Annotated in this window: 14 protein-coding genes; 1 reads left to right on the top strand and 13 read right to left on the bottom strand. The window is 71.7% G+C overall.

Features of this window, described 5'->3' with window-relative positions; all coding sequences use genetic code 11:
- Nucleotide 1: 1 nt before the first annotated feature.
- From ACFWJB_RS03110 to ACFWJB_RS03090, 5 genes are all read right to left on the bottom strand, one after another.
- On the bottom strand, nucleotides 2-847 hold the full coding sequence (locus tag ACFWJB_RS03110) for a carbohydrate ABC transporter permease (RefSeq protein WP_386919928.1): 846 nt from the start codon (nucleotides 845-847) through the stop codon (nucleotides 2-4).
- Nucleotides 844-1809, bottom strand: a complete 966-nt coding sequence (locus tag ACFWJB_RS03105) for a carbohydrate ABC transporter permease (RefSeq protein ID WP_386919926.1) — start codon at nucleotides 1807-1809, stop codon at nucleotides 844-846. Before ACFWJB_RS03105 ends, ACFWJB_RS03110 begins: the two co-directional genes overlap by 4 nt.
- The gene (locus ACFWJB_RS03100) at nucleotides 1806-3104 is read right to left on the bottom strand and encodes an extracellular solute-binding protein (protein WP_385471608.1); all 1299 of its coding nucleotides are present in this window, start codon (nucleotides 3102-3104) and stop codon (nucleotides 1806-1808) included. The genes ACFWJB_RS03105 and ACFWJB_RS03100 overlap by 4 nt, the downstream gene beginning before the upstream one ends.
- Nucleotides 3105-3310: 206 nt before the next feature.
- Nucleotides 3311-3595: a DUF3039 domain-containing protein gene (locus ACFWJB_RS03095; protein WP_171991040.1), complete on the bottom strand. Its 285-nt coding sequence runs from the start codon at nucleotides 3593-3595 to the stop codon at nucleotides 3311-3313.
- Between the two features lie 30 nt (nucleotides 3596-3625).
- A complete protein-coding gene (locus ACFWJB_RS03090) occupies nucleotides 3626-4198 on the bottom strand; it encodes a YqgE/AlgH family protein (RefSeq protein WP_385471611.1) in 573 nt (190 codons plus the stop codon).
- A gap of 233 nt (nucleotides 4199-4431) precedes the next feature.
- On the opposite strand from ACFWJB_RS03090, the gene murA reads away from it, so the two are divergent.
- Nucleotides 4432-5778: a UDP-N-acetylglucosamine 1-carboxyvinyltransferase gene (gene murA, locus ACFWJB_RS03085; RefSeq protein WP_385471614.1), complete on the top strand. Its 1347-nt coding sequence runs from the start codon at nucleotides 4432-4434 to the stop codon at nucleotides 5776-5778.
- Nucleotides 5779-5994: 216 nt separating this feature from the next.
- Here the strand turns inward: murA and ACFWJB_RS03080 are convergent, their stop codons facing one another.
- From ACFWJB_RS03080 to ACFWJB_RS03045, 8 genes are all read right to left on the bottom strand, one after another.
- Nucleotides 5995-6276: an HU family DNA-binding protein gene (locus tag ACFWJB_RS03080; protein ID WP_003950507.1), complete on the bottom strand. Its 282-nt coding sequence runs from the start codon at nucleotides 6274-6276 to the stop codon at nucleotides 5995-5997.
- Nucleotides 6277-6633: 357 nt separating this feature from the next.
- Nucleotides 6634-8049, bottom strand: a complete 1416-nt coding sequence (locus tag ACFWJB_RS03075) for an NAD-dependent malic enzyme (protein WP_386919922.1) — start codon at nucleotides 8047-8049, stop codon at nucleotides 6634-6636.
- Between the two features lie 415 nt (nucleotides 8050-8464).
- Complete coding sequence (locus ACFWJB_RS03070; protein WP_385470465.1) at nucleotides 8465-10762, bottom strand: HelD family protein; 2298 nt, start codon at nucleotides 10760-10762, stop codon at nucleotides 8465-8467.
- Between the two features lie 80 nt (nucleotides 10763-10842).
- On the bottom strand, nucleotides 10843-11613 hold the full coding sequence (locus tag ACFWJB_RS03065) for an anti-sigma factor family protein (RefSeq protein ID WP_386919920.1): 771 nt from the start codon (nucleotides 11611-11613) through the stop codon (nucleotides 10843-10845).
- 59 nt (nucleotides 11614-11672) lie between these two features.
- Entirely contained in the window at nucleotides 11673-12197 is a 525-nt protein-coding gene (locus ACFWJB_RS03060; protein ID WP_385470469.1) for a sigma-70 family RNA polymerase sigma factor, read from the bottom strand.
- A 209-nt stretch (nucleotides 12198-12406) separates the two neighbouring features.
- On the bottom strand, nucleotides 12407-13006 hold the full coding sequence (locus ACFWJB_RS03055) for a CGNR zinc finger domain-containing protein (RefSeq protein WP_385470461.1): 600 nt from the start codon (nucleotides 13004-13006) through the stop codon (nucleotides 12407-12409).
- Nucleotides 13007-13150: 144 nt separating this feature from the next.
- Nucleotides 13151-14302 (bottom strand): uroporphyrinogen-III synthase, encoded by a 1152-nt coding sequence (locus ACFWJB_RS03050; protein ID WP_386919918.1) that lies wholly within the window; start codon nucleotides 14300-14302, stop codon nucleotides 13151-13153.
- A gap of 96 nt (nucleotides 14303-14398) precedes the next feature.
- Nucleotides 14399-15760 (bottom strand): nitrate/nitrite transporter, encoded by a 1362-nt coding sequence (locus ACFWJB_RS03045; protein WP_385470457.1) that lies wholly within the window; start codon nucleotides 15758-15760, stop codon nucleotides 14399-14401.
- Between the last annotated feature and the right edge of the window lie 60 nt (nucleotides 15761-15820).

Here is a 15820-nt window from a genome sequence, read left to right as displayed (position 1 = left end):
GTCAGTCCTTTACCGCTCCGCCGAGTCCGGAGACGAGTCGTCGTTGCACGAGTACGAAGAAGACCAGCACCGGAATCGTCATCACGGTGGAGGCCGCCATGACACCGCCCCAGTCGGGGTCGTCCGGTTTGTAGAAGACCAGCAGCGCCATCGGCAGCGTCGACTGCGAGGTGTCGCTGATGATGAACGACTTGGCGAACAGGAAGTCGTTCCAGGTCGAGATGAAGGAGAAGACACTGGTCGCCACGAGCCCCGGGAAGACCAGCGGGAAAAGGATCTGCCACAGAAAGCGCGACCGGCTCGCGCCGTCGATGCAGGCGGCCTCCTCCAGGGCCTCCGGCACCGCTTTCACGAAGCCCCGCAGCATCCAGATCGCGAAGGGCAGCGAGAAGGCGATGTGGGGCAGGATCAGCGAACCCAGCGTGTTCAGCTGGCCGAAGTCCCGCATGAGGAAGAACAGCGGGATGGTGAGCGCCTCCACCGGCACCATCTGGGCCACCAGGAACATGATCAGCAGGGTGGTCCGGAAACGGAATCGGAAACGCGTCACCGCGGTCGCCGCGAGGAACGCGATGAGCGCCGAGGCGATCACGACGGTGCCCGCCACGATCAGGCTGTTGAGAAAGTACCGGCCGAATTCCTGCTGCCCGAAGACCCGCCGGAAGGAATCCAGCGTCGGCGTCAGCGTCCACGGCCGCGGCTCGCTCGACTCGATCTCCCCGGCCGGTTTGAAGGCGCTCAGCACCATCCAGTACAGCGGGAAGGCCACCACGACGGCGATCAGCAGCGCCGAGGCCTCGGCCGCCAGCCGCCACGGACGGCGCACCCGCGCGCGCGGAAGATTCACAGCTCCTCCCCCTGGCGGCGCAGCAGCCGCAGGTAGACCAGCGTCACGGCGAGCAGGATCAGCAGCATCACGACGCCGATCGCCGAGCCGAGGCTGTACTGCGAGGACGCGAACGCCTTCTGGTAGGCGTAGACGTTGAGGACGAGGTTCTGGCCGGCGATGCCGCCGCCGTTCGTCATGACATAGATCTGCGTGAAGACCTTGAAGTCCCAGATGACCGACTGGATGGTCACGACCACGAGGATCGGCCGGAGCATCGGCGCCAGCACCGAGCGCCAGATCCGCCACTGCGAGGCCCCGTCGAGCGCGGCGGCCTCCAGCACCTCGGCGGGGACGGCACGGATGCCCGCGTAGACGGTGACCATGACGAACGGGAAGGAGCACCAGACCACTTCGAGCAGGACGAGCAGGAAGGCGCTGTAGCGCCCGTACGTCCATGAGTGGTCGCCGAGGCCCAGCATCCGGTTGACCGGCCCGAAGTCCGGGTCGAACAGCAGCAGCCAGACCGTCGACCCGGTGACCGCCGGGGTCGCCCAGGCGCCCAGGGCCGCCAGCATGAGCGCGAGCCGGGGCAGCGCCCGTATCCGGGTGAGCAGCACGGCGAGCGCGCACCCGACCGCCAGCGTGGAGACGACGCAGGCGGCGGCGAACACGACGGTGGCGCCCAGCACCCGCCAGAACTCCTCGTCCCGGAACAGCTCGGCGTAGTTCCCGAAGCCCTGGAAGGTCGCCGGTTCCCCACCGCTGACCTGGGCCTGCGTGTACTCCAGGAAGGAGATCAGCCCGAGCTGGTACACGGGGTAGACGAGCAACCCGCCGAGGACGACGAGAGCGGGAGCGAGATACAGCCAGGGAGTGCCGGACCCGCGCCCGAAGGGGCGCGGGGCACCGCGCGACGAGCCGCGACGCACCCGCGTCCGCCCGCGCACCGCGCCCCCCACCTCCGTAGGCGCGCCCGTCATCCCGCGGAGCCGAACGCGTCGTTCATCTTCTTCGCCGCGTCCCCGGTGGCGGCGTCGGCGTCCTTCTTGCCGCTGACCACCTCCTGGAACATGGTCGGCAGCACCAGTGACGAGTCGATCGTCGCCCACGCGGCCGACGCCGGGACGAACTTCGTGCCCGCGGCGAGGGTGTCGACGAACGGCTTCACGAACGGCTCCTTGGCCGCGACCTGCTGCCGCACGTCCGCGAAGGTCGGCAGGAAGCCCATCGCGTCGAACAGCTCACCCTGCGCCTGCTTCGACGCGAGCCGTTTCATCAGGTCGACGGCGAGGGAGCGGTGCGAGGTGCTCTTGAGGACGCCGATGTTGTTGCCGCCCGCGAAGGCCGGGGCGATCGAGCCGGGCTTCACGCCCGGCAGCGGCACGACCGCGTACTTGCCCTTGACCGAGCCGGCCTCCACGGCCTGGTGGCTGAAGTCGCCGCCGATCGCCATGGCCGCCTTGCCGGAGGCGAACGCGGTGACGGTGTCGTTGCCGCCCATGCCGGCGCACTTGGCGGCCGGGCAGTTGTCGTCGCCGAAGAGGGACGTGTACTCCTCGACGCCCTTGCGGGCGGCGGGGCTGTCGATCGCCGAGGCGTACGAGCCGCCCTTGCCGGTGGCGAGTTCGCCGCCGTTGGCCCAGATGAAGGGCATCGCGCCGTAGGTGTAGGCGCCGCCGACCGCGATGCCGTACATGCCGGGCTTCGCGGCGCGGACCGTCTTCGCGGTGGACGCCAGCTCCCCGAGCGACGTGGGGGGCTTCAGCCCCAGCTCGTCGAAGACGTCGGTGCGGTAGTACAGGGCGCGGACGCCGACGAAGTACGGGGCACCGTAGACCTTGCCGTCCACGGTGACCGACTGGCGGGCGGTCGGGTCGGTGTCCTTGGCCTCGTCCCAGGCGCCGAACTCCTCGGTGACGTCGGCGAGTCCGCCGTCCTTCACGTAGCCGGCGGTGTCGGTGTTGCCGTACTCGATGACGTCGGGGGCGCTCTTCGGATCGTTGAAGGCGGCCTTGATGCGCTGGGCGCGGGTCTCGACGGGGATGTACTCGACGGAGACCTTCGTGTCCTCGTGGGCCTTTTGGAAGCCGGCGAGGACCTGGTCGACGACCTGTTCCTTGGGTTTGTTGTTGACCTCCTGGAAGAGCCAGACGCGCAGGGTGCCGCTCTTCTCGTCCTTGCCGGAGGAGGAGTTGTCGGACGTCTGCGGGGCGCAGGCCGCGGTGACGACGGCGGTGGCGGCCAGCAGGACGGCCAGCCGGGGGGAGAGCTTCATGGAGTTGTTCCTCCGGACGTGCGTTGCAACATATGCAATGACGGTTTCGCTCTGCACAACACCCAGGAGGTTATGGAGTACATGAACATGTCCACAAGAGGTCTCCACCACTTCGTGACCCACGAGGGCCCCCGGACATGCGAAAGCCCCCGGAGCGCGCGCGGGCACGCTCCGGGGGCCTCGGAAGGTCCGGTCGGGCGGGGCTGCTACTTCTTGTCGCCGCCCTTGCCCTGGTCGCCACCGGCGCTCATGGACTCGTAGATCTCCTTGCACATGGGACACACGGGGTACTTCTTCGGGTCACGTCCCGGTACCCACACCTTGCCGCACAGCGCCACGACGGGCGTGCCGTCGAGGGCGCTCGCCATGATCTTGTCCTTCTGGACGTAATGGGCGAAGCGCTCGTGGTCGCCGTCGCCGTGGGACACCTGTGGCGTCGGCTCTACGAGGGTTCCCGTACCAGTCCCGCGCTCGGGCTCGAGAGTGCTCATAACCGCCAAGGGTACTGAAGCTCACACGCTTCAGTTGAGCGAAGGGTCGTCCGGATACGTCGCCACCATCGCCAGTTCACCGCGCTGGCGGCGCAGCACCTCGCGCCACAGCCGCTCGGGCGACGGGCAGGAGATGTCGCCCGGCTCGGACTCCACCACGTACCAGGCGCCCTCCGTGACCTCGTCCTCCAGCTGACCCGGCCCCCAGCCGGCGTATCCGGCGAAGATGCGCAGGGCCCCCAGGGCGGGGGCCAGCAGCTCCGGCGGCGCCTCCAGGTCGACCAGGCCGATCGCGCCGTGGACCCTGCGCCAGCCCAGCGGGGCCGCCTCCCCGGCGGCGCCGCCGGGAACGACGGCGACCCCGAGGGCGGAGTCCAGCGACACCGGGCCACCCTGGAAGACGACCCCGGGCTCACCGGCGAGGTCCGCCCAGCCGTCCAGGATGTCGCCCACGCCGACCGGGGTGGGACGGTTGAGGACGACACCGAGGGAGCCCTCCTCGTCGTGGTCGAGGAGGAGCACCACCGCACGCTCGAAGTTCGGGTCCGCCAGGGCGGGCGTTGCCACGAGCAGCCGCCCTGTGAGCGAGGACACCTCGGTCATGCCAGACATGATCCCGCATGTTCCCCTTCCATGGGGAGGCAATCGGGGGCACGGGGGTGAACAGGCACTTCGCGCGCGCCCCGTCCGGTGACCGCACGTGCCCGGCGCGGGACCCTTCGTGTTGTGACACACCTATGACGCTGCCGGACCCTCCTCGGGCTTACTGAAGGGGGGTCCGGGGCGACTACCCTTTCCCTTCTGGCCCCTGCCCCACCCCACGGAACGCGAGATTCATGACCGTCAACGGCGCTGATGACGTACTGCTTGTCCACGGCGGAACCCCGCTGGAGGGCGAGATCCGGGTCCGCGGTGCGAAGAACCTCGTGCCGAAGGCCATGGTCGCCGCCCTGCTGGGCAGTGCGCCGAGCCGGCTGCGCAACGTGCCGGACATCCGCGACGTGCGGGTCGTGCGCGGACTGCTGCAGCTGCACGGGGTCACGGTCCGCCCGGGCGAGGAGCCCGGCGAGCTGGTGCTCGACCCCACCCACGTGGAGAGCGCGAACGTCGCCGACATCGATGCCCACGCGGGCTCGTCGCGCATCCCCATCCTGTTCTGCGGCCCGCTGCTGCACCGCCTCGGGCACGCGTTCATCCCCGGCCTGGGCGGCTGCGACATCGGCGGCCGGCCCATCGACTTCCACTTCGACGTGCTGCGGCAGTTCGGCGCGAAGATCGAGAAGCGCGCGGACGGCCAGTACCTGGAGGCCCCGCAGCGGCTGCGCGGCACGAAGATAAACCTGCCGTACCCGTCCGTCGGCGCGACGGAGCAGGTCCTCCTCACGGCGGTGCTCGCCGAGGGCGTCACGGAGCTGTCCAACGCCGCCGTGGAGCCGGAGATCGAGGACCTGATCTGCGTCCTGCAGAAAATGGGCGCGATCATCGCGATGGACACCGACCGCACGATCCGCATCACCGGTGTGGACCGGCTCGGCGGCTACACCCACCGTGCCCTGTCCGACCGCCTGGAGGCCGCCTCCTGGGCGTCCGCGGCGCTGGCGACCGAGGGGAACATCTACGTCCGCGGCGCCCAGCAGCGCTCGATGATGACGTTCCTGAACACCTACCGGAAGGTGGGCGGCGCCTTCGAGATCGACGACGAGGGCATCCGCTTCTGGCACCCGGGCGGTCAGCTGAAGTCCATCGCCCTGGAGACGGACGTGCACCCCGGCTTCCAGACCGACTGGCAGCAGCCCCTGGTGGTCGCCCTGACGCAGGCCACGGGCCTGTCCATCGTCCACGAGACGGTCTACGAGTCGCGGCTCGGCTTCACCTCCGCGCTCAACCAGATGGGCGCCCACATCCAGCTCTACCGCGAGTGCCTCGGCGGCTCCGACTGCCGCTTCGGCCAGCGCAACTTCCTCCACTCGGCCGTCGTCTCAGGACCGACCAAGCTGGAGGGCGGCGACCTGGTCATCCCGGACCTGCGCGGCGGCTTCTCCTACCTCATCGCCGCCCTCGCGGCCCAGGGCACGTCCCGGGTCCACGGCATCGACCTGATCAACCGGGGCTACGAGAACTTCATGGAGAAGCTCGTGGAACTGGGCGCCAAGGTCGAGCTGCCGGGCAAGGCGCTCGGCTAGACGGCAGCCGACAACGCCGATGGGGCGGTCACCCGGACTCGGGTGACCGCCCCATCGGCGTTGCGTGGTGCGCCCCGGAAGGGGCGCGGGGCTGTATCGATGTGCGGCTCCGCCGCGCGGGCGCGACCAGCCGCAACCGACCCGCGGCCGCGAGACGACCGCAGTCCGACCGAACGGTCCGCACAGCCCCCGGCACTCCGAGCGGAGCGCGGACGCTTACTTACCCTTGGCGGCTTCCTTGAGCTTCGAGCCCGCGGAGACCTTCACGCTGTAGCCGGCCGGGATCTGGATCGGCTCGCCGGTCTGCGGGTTGCGGGCGGTGCGAGCGGCACGGTGCGTGCGCTCGAAGGTCAGGAAGCCGGGGATGGTGACCTTCTCGTCGCCCTTGGAGACGATGTCGCCGACGACCTCGGCGAACGCGGCCAGAACGGCGTCGGCGTCCTTGCGGGTCACCTCGGCGCGGTCGGCCAGCGCGGCCACCAGCTCACTGCGGTTCATGTTGTTACTCCCGTGTTCTTCTTGCCGTTGAGGCGTGCCACGCGGCGGAGCCGCATGCGGGCACAGCGAAAGCCGATGCTGCCAGGGACCTCGGACAGTGCCCTCACCCGGGTCCGTCGTCGGGCCCTCGCGCCCAGACAGGCATCCTGCCTGCACCTGCGGCGGTAATGCCAATCCGGCACCCCCAGGAGTCGTGAGAACACCCTTGGGAGTCATACGGCGAGGGCCGGGGCCCTGGTCTGGCGCCACCCTAGAGGGCGCTCCGAGGCGCTCCGTTCCGCGACGCGCCGGTACGGCGGCCCGTCGTGGCGATCCTCACAGCCACGCCACGGGCCGCCGTGCCCCTGTCCCGGGTCCCTACGACGCCACGCCGGCGGCCTTGGCCGCCTCGCGCACGGCGCCCGCGACGGCACCGGCGACCTTGTCGTTGAAGACGCTGGGGATGATGTAGTTCGGGTTGATCTCGTCCTCGGTCACCACGTCCGCGAGGGCCTTCGCGGCGGCCAGCATCATCTCGGTGTTGACCGTGCGGGACTGGGCGTCCAGCAGGCCGCGGAAGACGCCCGGGAAGACCAGCACGTTGTTGATCTGGTTCGGGAAGTCGGAGCGGCCGGTGGCCACAACCGCCGCCGTCTGGCGGGCGATTGCCGGGTCCACCTCGGGGTCGGGGTTCGCGAGCGCGAACACGATCGCGCCGTCGGCCATGACGGCCACGTCGTCGCCGTCCAGGACGTTGGGGGCGGAGACGCCGATGAAGACGTCGGCGCCGTGCACCGCCTCCTTCAGGGTGCCGGTCAGGCCCTCCGGGTTGGTGTTGTCGGCGATCCAGCGCAGCGCCGACTCGGGCGCGGCGTCGACCAGATCGGCGCGGCCGGAGTGGACGACGCCGTGGATGTCGGCGACGACGGCGTTCTTGACGCCCGCGGCGAGCAGCAGCTTGAGGATGGCCGTGCCGGCGGCGCCGGCGCCGGACATCACGACGCGCACGTTCTCGATGGGCTTGCCCACCACGCGCAGGGCGTTGGTGAGGGCGGCGAGGACGACGATCGCGGTGCCGTGCTGGTCGTCGTGGAAGACGGGGATGTCGAGGGCCTCGCGCAGCCGGGCCTCGATCTCGAAGCAGCGCGGCGCGGAGATGTCCTCCAGGTTGATGCCGGCGAAGCCCGGGGCGATGGCCTTGACGATCTCGACGATCGCGTCGGTGTCCTGGGTGTCGAGGCACAGCGGCCAGGCGTCGATGCCGGCGAAGCGCTTGAACAGGGCCGCCTTGCCCTCCATGACCGGCAGCGCCGCCTTGGGGCCGATGTTGCCGAGGCCCAGCACCGCGGAGCCGTCCGTCACGACCGCAACGGAATTGCGCTTGATGGTCAGGCGGCGGGCGTCCTCGGGGTTCTCGGCGATCGCCATGCAGACGCGGGCCACACCGGGCGTGTAGACCATGGACAGGTCGTCACGGTTGCGGATGGGGTGCTTCGACGCCATCTCGATCTTGCCGCCGAGGTGCATCAGGAACGTACGGTCGGAGACCTTGCCGAGGGTGACGCCCTCGATGCCGCGCAGCTCCTCGACGATCTCGTCGGCGTGGGAGGTCGAGCCGGCCGCGATGGTGACGTCGATCCGCAGCTTGTCGTGGCCGGACGCGGTGACGTCGAGGCCGGTCACCGAGCCGCCGGAGGACTCCACGGCGGTGGTGAGCTGCGAGACGGCCGTTCCGCTCGCGGGCACCTCCAACCTGATGGTCATCGAGTAGGAGACGCTGGGCGCCGTTGCCATGGCCGACTTCCTCTGCTTTCACCGTGTCGCTTGTTGTGCCGTCCGATCGTCGCACCTACCACCGGGTACGTGGTAGCCGCCCCGGATTGCGAACTTTTTGTTCGCGCGCCGTCCGACCGGAGGAGAGCTTTTTTCGGAAAACGACTTCCACCATACGAGAAGTGGGGCGTCGGCGGAAGAGGTTCCCCCGAGCGGCGGTCGCCCGCACGAAAGAAGTCGCGGGACGGGAATTGTCTTGCGGGGATCGTTTGTTACCTTGGACGTGGCACCGGCTCGATCCAAGCCCCCGGGCCCAACCATCGTCGCTACGAGCGACCACTTGCCGCGAGGCGAGCATGGCGGGTCGGTGCCACTTGAACATCGCGGAAGGCCCGCGCCGTACGACGGCGCGGGCCTTCTCGTCGTTCGCGTGCGCTCAGTCGCGCAGCAGGTCCGGCACCCCGGCCGCGTCCGGCTCGTCCCGGTCGCACGAGACGATCGTGAGCTGCTGGGTGGCCCGGGTCAGCGCGACGTAGAGCACCCGCAGCCCGGCGGGCGACTCGTCCGCGATCTCCGCCGGCGAGACGACGACGGTCGCGTCGTACTCCAGGCCCTTGGCCTCCAGGCTGCCCAGCGCCACCACCCGGTCACCGAGCCCGGCGAGCCAGCGCCGGGCCTCCTCGCGGCGGTTCATGGCCACGACGACGCCGACGGTGCCGTCGACGAGGTCCAGCAGCCGGGCCGCCTCCGCCCGCACGGTCGCCGCGAGGGCGTCCCCGGCGACGGCGAAGCGCGGCTCGACGCCGGTCGAGCGGACCGCCGTCGGCGCCTCGGACCCCGGCATGGCGAGGGCGAGCACCTTGGCCGCCAGCTCGGCGATCTCGGCCGGGTTGCGGTAGTTCACGGTGAGCTCGAAGCGCCGCCGGGGACGGCTGCCCAGGGCCTCGTCGCGGGCCGCCGCCGCCTCGTCGGGGTCGGACCAGGAGGACTGGGCCGGGTCACCGACGACGGTCCACGTGGCGTGCCGGCCGCGGCGGCCGACCATCCGCCACTGCATGGGCGTGAGGTCCTGCGCCTCGTCGACGATGACGTGCGCGTACTCGGTGCGCTCCTGCGCCAGCCGCTCGGCGCGCTCCCACTGGGTCTCCTCGCGCTGCGGCATCAGCTCCTCGAGGCCGGTGAGCTGGTCCAGGGGGTCCAGCTCGCGCCGCTTGCGGGGACGGGCCGGGGTGCCGAGGAGGGCCTGGAGCTCGTCGAGCAGCGCGATGTCGTGCACGGAGTGGCCGTCGCGGCGCAGCGACCGGGCCACCTTGCGGACCTCGCCGGGGTTGAGGATCCGCCGCGCCCAGCGGCCCAGCCGCTTCTCGTCCGCCATGGCCGCCAGCACGGCACCGGGCGTCAGCTCCGGCCACCAGGCGTCCAGGAAGGCGATGAAGGAGTCCTCGGCGCTGACGTCCTCGTCGAAGGACGAACGCAGCTCGGCGGCCAGCTCCGGGTCGCTGTGGCGGGAGGCCGCACCGGACTTGCCCCACAGGGCGTCCAGGAGCAGCCGGCGGGCCCGGGGACGCAGCAGGTTGACGGGTGCCGTCCCGCCGAGCACGGTGCGGCGGACGGCGGCCAGCTCCTCCGCCTCCAGTTCGAGCCGCCGGCCGAAGGCGACGACCCGCAGCAGGGACGGCGCGCCGTCCGACTCCAGCGCCCCGCGCGCGGCCTTGCGCAGCACCCTGAGCATCCGCGAGGAGCCCTTGGCGCGGGCGACGGCCGGGGAGTCGTACAGCGTGGCCCCGGCGCCGTCGACGAGGGAGCCGATGGCGCGGATGGCGACCTGCCCCTCCTCGCCGAGGGAGGGCAGCACGCCCTCGGTGTACGCCACGAGCAGCGGGGTCGGCGAGACGATCAGGATGCCGCCCGCGTAGCGGCGCCGGTCCTGGTAGAGCAGGTACGCCGCCCGGTGCAGGGCGACGGCGGTCTTGCCGGTGCCGGGACCGCCCTCGACGTACGTCACGGAGGCGGCGGGGGCGCGGATGACCAGGTCCTGCTCGGCCTGGATGGAGGCGACGATGTCCCGCATGCTGTGGGTGCGGGCCTGGCCGAGGGCGGCCATCAGGGCGCCGTCGCCGACGACGGGCAGCGCCTCGCCGTCCAGGTACGCCGTGATCTCTGGACGCATCAGGTCGTCCTCGACGCCGAGGACGCGCCGGCCCTTGGACCGGATGACCCGGCGGCGCACGACCCGGCCCGGGTCGACGGGCGTGGAGCGGTAGAACGGCGCGGCGGCGGGCGCCCGCCAGTCGATGACCAGCGGCGCGTAGTCCTCGTCCAGGACGCCGATGCGGCCGATGTGCAGGGTCTCGGCGACATCGGCGGTGTCGTCGGCCCGTACCGCGCCCTCGGCGGGCTCGACGGCCGTGTACGCGCCGTCCGCGCCCTTCTTGCCGTCCTTGCCGAGGAGCAGGTCGATCCGGCCGAAGAGGAAGTCCTCGAACTCGTTGTTGAGGCGGTTCAGGTGGATGCCCGCCCGGAAGACCTGCGCGTCGCGCTCGGCGAGCGCGCCGGGGGTGCCGACGTGGCCGCGCCGGGCCGCGTCGTGCATGAGGAACTCCGCCTCGTGGATCTTCTCCTCGAGACGGCGGTACACCCGGTCCAGGTGTACCTGTTCCACGCTGATCTCTCGGTCGCGTACGGAGTCGTGCACCGATTCGACCGCCGAGTCCTGTTGTGCCTGTGCGGCCACCGGGCCCCCTTCTGACGTGCTGGGCAGCCGTCAACCGTACGCGAAGGGGGGCCGGGAGGCCACGGGGCGGTCCGAAGGGGCTACCGGTCCACCTCCACGAGCCGCTCGCCGTCGAAGGTCATGACCTCGAAGTGGTCGATCTCGTTGGGTTCGAGGGCGGCGCCGCCGTGCACGTAGAGCGGCTCCTTCGCCTTGTCGGTGGCGGCGCCCGGGATGCCGTACCCCCAGTTCGGGACCGACCAGGAGGCGAGCGTCTCGCGCTCGCCGTTCTTGCCGACGGCGATCAGGGAGCACTTCTCGGGGCCCTTGACGTTCTTCAGCTCCAGGACGGCGTCGGTGCCCCAGGCCTTCTTCTCCAGGGCCACGGTCGCGCTGACCTTGGTGGTCGGGTCGGTCGCGGTGACCCGGTCGGGCAGGGCGGCGAAGGCGGACGCGGCGGGGCCGGCGCTCTCCCGCGCCTCGGTCCGCCGGCCGCCGTCGTCACCGCCGCTGGTCGTCGCCACCGCGGCGAACGGGCCGCCGACGATCAGTGCGGCCGCGGTGCCCACCAGGTAGAAGTTGCGGCGGCGCTTGCGTGCGCGGCGCTCGGCGACCTCGTCGACGAGCTTCTCGGCCAGCCGCGGGCCCGGCCTGGCGGTCAGCGACTCGGCGATCGCGGGGGTGCCCGTGCCCGGCAGGTCGGCGAGGGCGGCCATCATGGGCTCCAGGCCGGCCAGCTCGTCGAGCTGCTGGGCGCACCACTCGCAGCCGGCGAGGTGCGCCTCGAAAGCGGTTGCTTCGGCGTCGTCGAGAATGCCGAGGGCGTAGGCGCCGACGGTCTCGTGTTCGTTCGGCACCGATGGTCCCTGCATGGGGGCAGAACTACCCGCATCACCCGCGCCGAACCCCTGGAATCCCCCGTACCCGCTCATCACGCCGTCACCCCCCGCTCCTCCAGAGCCAGCTTCATCGAACGCAGGGCGTAGAACACCCGGGAGCGAACGGTGCCGCTGGGTATGCCCAGTGTCTGCGCCGCCTCATTGACGGTACGCCCCTTGAAGTACGTCTCGACGAGGACCTCCCGGTGGGCCGGGGTCAGGTCGTCGAGCGCGTCCGACAGCGTCATCAGCCACAGCGCCTTGTCGATCTCGTCCTCCGCGGGGATGACCTCCAGCGGCGACGGATCGACCTCCTGCGGCCGGGCCTGCCGGCTGCGGTGGCCGTCGATGACGATGCGCCGTGCGACCGTCACCAGCCAGGGGCGTACCGATCCGGTCGCACGGTTGAGCTGACCGGCGTTCTTCCAGGCACGGATGAGCGTCTCCTGGACGACGTCCTCGGCGCGCTGCCGGTCCCCCGCGACCAGCCGCAGCACGTACGCCAGCAAGGGGCCCGCGTGCTCCCGGTACAGGGCGCGCATCAGGTCCTCGTCGGGCTCCGAGGAGGACTGGGACATGCGATGCCGGGCCCTCGCACCACGTTCACTGGCCACGACGGAATCCTTGCGCACGCCCACCTCCGGTGTCCGGGGGTTCCCCCAGTCAGGTCGCTCGCCCATCCGGTACGGACGCCGGGTGCGGGGTGTTCAAAGCGGCGTGACAGTTTTCTCGGGGGCGGCGCGACGAAGGGGGCAGGGGCGGACACGGGGGTACATCCCGCCCCGCCTCAGCGGGCGAGGGCGGCGCGGCGGCGGTGCCGGGCGACGCGTTCGCGGTTCCCGCAGATCTCGCTGGAGCACCAGCGCCTGCGGCGGCCCCGGGAGGTGTCCACGTACACGATCGGGCAGTTGTCGCCCGCGCACTGCCGCAGGCACGCACGCGCGACGGGGTCGGTGAGCAGTTCGACGGCGTCCCGGGCGAGCGCTCCGAGCAGCGCGGCGCACTCCACGGGCGCCGTCAGTTCCCGCACCAGCAGGCCGTCCTCGCCGCGCACCGCGCGGGGGGCCGGGGGCGCGGCGCGGGCGAGGTCGTTGACGCGGGCGAGCGCGAGGTCGCGGGGCCCGCCGGGGGCGGGGGCGCGCGGGGCGCGGGCGCGCACCAACCGGGCGGTCTGGCAGCGCAGTTCGCGGAAGGCCGCCAGCCAGGAGCCGTCGGCATGGGCCAGGGGCGTGCCCGGCGGGACGATCCCGGAGCCGGTGATCCAGGCGCGCAGCGCCGCGACGGAGTCGAGCCGTTCGACGGGGTGGGTGGTGGCGAGGAGGTCCAGACAGACCCGCCCGGTGTCGAACCGCAGCTCGTAGGCGTCTGTCACCGTACCCAGTGCCATGTTCCTGTCACCGCCTAGGAGTTGCCCGGGTGGAACGGGCCGGGGAGGGGAGCAGGTGGACCGCTCCCTCTACAGTGCCCGTCCGTTCCCCCGCCCGGAACCCCTCGTACCGCCCGCGCCGTGCGGGGTGGCGCGGCCCCGGGGTCAGTCGTCGGCGTACTTCGCGTCGGTGGCCGGGTCCAGGGCCAGCCGGTAACCGCGCTTGACCACCGTCTGGATCAGCTTCGGCGTCCCGAGGGCCGTGCGCAGCCGGGCCATCGCCGTCTCCACGGCGTGTTCGTCGCGCCCGGCCCCCGGCAGCGCCCGCAGCAGTTCGGCGCGGGGCACGACCCAGCCCGGCCGCCGGGACAGCGTCCGCAGCAGGGACATCCCGGCGGGCGGCACCGACTTGAGCTCCCCGTCGACCAGCACGGCGTGGCCGCGGATCTCCACCCGGTGCCCGGCGACCGGCAGCGGGCGGGCCCGGGCCGGCAGTTCCTGGCACAGCAACTGCACGAGGGGCCCGAGCCGGAAGCGCTCGGGCTGGAGGGTGCCGACGCCGTGCGCCTGGAGCGGCACCGCGGTGACCGGCCCGACGCAGGCGGGCAGCACGTCGTGGCCGAGGGCGGCGAGCAGCCCGGGAAGCAGACCGCGCTCCTCGGCGCGGCCCAGGAAGGAGGCGGCGGCGGGCGCGCTGGTGAACGTCAGGGCGTCCACGCCCCGCGCGACGACGGCGTCCAGCAGCCGGTCCACGGGCCCGAGGTCCTCCGGCGGCAGCCACCGGTACACGGGCACTCCGACGACCTCGGCGCCGCCCTCCCGCAGCGCCTCCACGAACCCCGGCAGCGGCTCGCCGTGGAGCTGTACGGCGACCCGGCGGCCGTCGACGCCCTGGTCCAGGAGCCGGTCCAGCACCTCGGCCATGGACTCGGAGGACGGCGACCACCGCTCCGTCAGACCGGCGGCGCGCACCGCTCCCTTGACCTTGGGTCCGCGTGCGAGCAGCTCCACCGTGCGCAGCCGCGCCAGCAGGGCGTCGCCGAGCCCCCAGCCGTCGGCGGCCTCCACCCAGCCCCGGAAGCCGATGGCGGTGGTGGCCACCACGACGTCCGGCGCCTGGTCGATCAGCTCTTTGGTCGCGGCCAGCAGCTCGCTGTCGTCGGCGAGCGGCACGATCCGCAGCGCCGGGGCGTGCAGGACGGCGGCGCCGCGCCGCCGGAGCAGCGCGCCCAGCTCGTCGGCCCGGCGCGCGGCGGTCACGCCCACGGTGAATCCGGCGAGGGGGCCGTGGTCCGGCTGCCGCTGTTCGTCGTCCATCGCTCTCGTTCCGGTCGTCGTACCTGCCTGTACGGCGACCGAGCCTGTCAACGGCGCGTGACGGGCCCGGTTCCACCGCGTGTCCCCAGTGTTACGTCATACCCGGGCGTAGCCGAGCCGGTCCGCCGCCCGCTCCGGGTCGCCGGTCCCGTCCGGCGTCCGCACGGCGGGGCGGCGAAGGTATACCGCCCAGGTGACGGCGAAGCAGACGGCATAGAAGGCGAGGAACGCGACGAAGGCGCCGGTGCCGGAGCCGAGGGAGAGGAAGGACTGCCGGAAGGCGAGGTTGATGGCGACGCCGCCGAGCGCGCCCACGGCGCCGATCAGCCCCATGGCGGCGCCGGAGAGCCGCCGCCCGTACGCCACGGCCTCCTCCCCCGTCAGTCCCCGGGCGAGCGCCTTGTTCTGGAAGATCCCGGGGATCATCTTGAACGTCGACCCGTTGCCGAGCCCGCTGAGCACGAACAGCACCACGAACGCGGTCACGAACAGCGCGAGGGACTTGGCCGTGCTGGCCGCGACGAGCACGGCGGTGGCGGCGGCCATGGCCACGAAGTTGCCCAGCGTGATGCGCGCGCCGCCGTAGCGGTCCGCGAGCCTGCCGCCCAGCGGCCGGATCAGGGAGCCGAGCAGCGGGCCGATGAAGGTGAGGTACGCGGCCTGGAGCGGGGTGCGCCCGAACTGGGTCTGGAGCACCTGCCCGAAGGCGAAGCTGTAGCCGATGAACGAGCCGAACGTGCCGATGTACAGCACGGACATGATCCAGGTGTGCGGGTCACGGGCCGCGTCCCTGGCAGCCCCGGTGTCGTTCCTCACGGACGCGAGGTTGTCCATGAAGCGGGCGGCGAGGACGGCGGCCACCAGGATCAGCGGGATGTAGATGCCCAGCAGCACCCGGGGTCCGCCGCTCGCCCCGATGATCGCCAGCGCGGCGAGCTGGATGACCGGCACGCCGATGTTCCCGCCCCCGGCGTTGAGGCCGAGCGCCCAGCCCTTCCTCCGGAGCGGGAAGAAGGCGTTGATGTTGGTCATGGAGGAGGCGAAGTTGCCGCCGCCGATGCCGGCCAGCAGCCCGACCAGGAGGAAGGTCCCGAAGGACGTCCCCGGCTCCATGACCGCGAAGGCCGCGACGGTCGGGACGAGCAGCAGCCCGGCGGAGACGACCGTCCAGTTCCGCCCGCCGAAGACCGCCACGGCGAAGGTGTAGGGCACCCGCACGACGGCACCGACCAGCGTCACCACGGACGTCAGCAGGAACTTGTCGGCCGGCGTCAGCCCGTACTCGGGCCCCATGAAGAGAACCAGGACGGACCACAGCGTCCACACCGAGAACCCGATGTGCTCGGAGAGGACGGAGAAGAACAGGTTGCGCCGCGCGACCCGCTCCCCCGTCTCCTTCCAGAAGGTCTCGTCCTCGGGATCCCAGTGCTGGATCCAGCGGCCGCCAGGGACTGTCATGACGCCTCCACGCGCTCCGGGGCTCGGTCGCACACACGCTAGGAAGGCCGCGTTTCGTGC

Origin of the sequence: Streptomyces sp. NPDC127100, assembly GCF_042724095.1 — a bacterium.
Lineage (GTDB): Bacteria > Actinomycetota > Actinomycetes > Streptomycetales > Streptomycetaceae > Streptomyces.
This window is presented reverse-complemented; position numbering and strand designations above follow the sequence as displayed.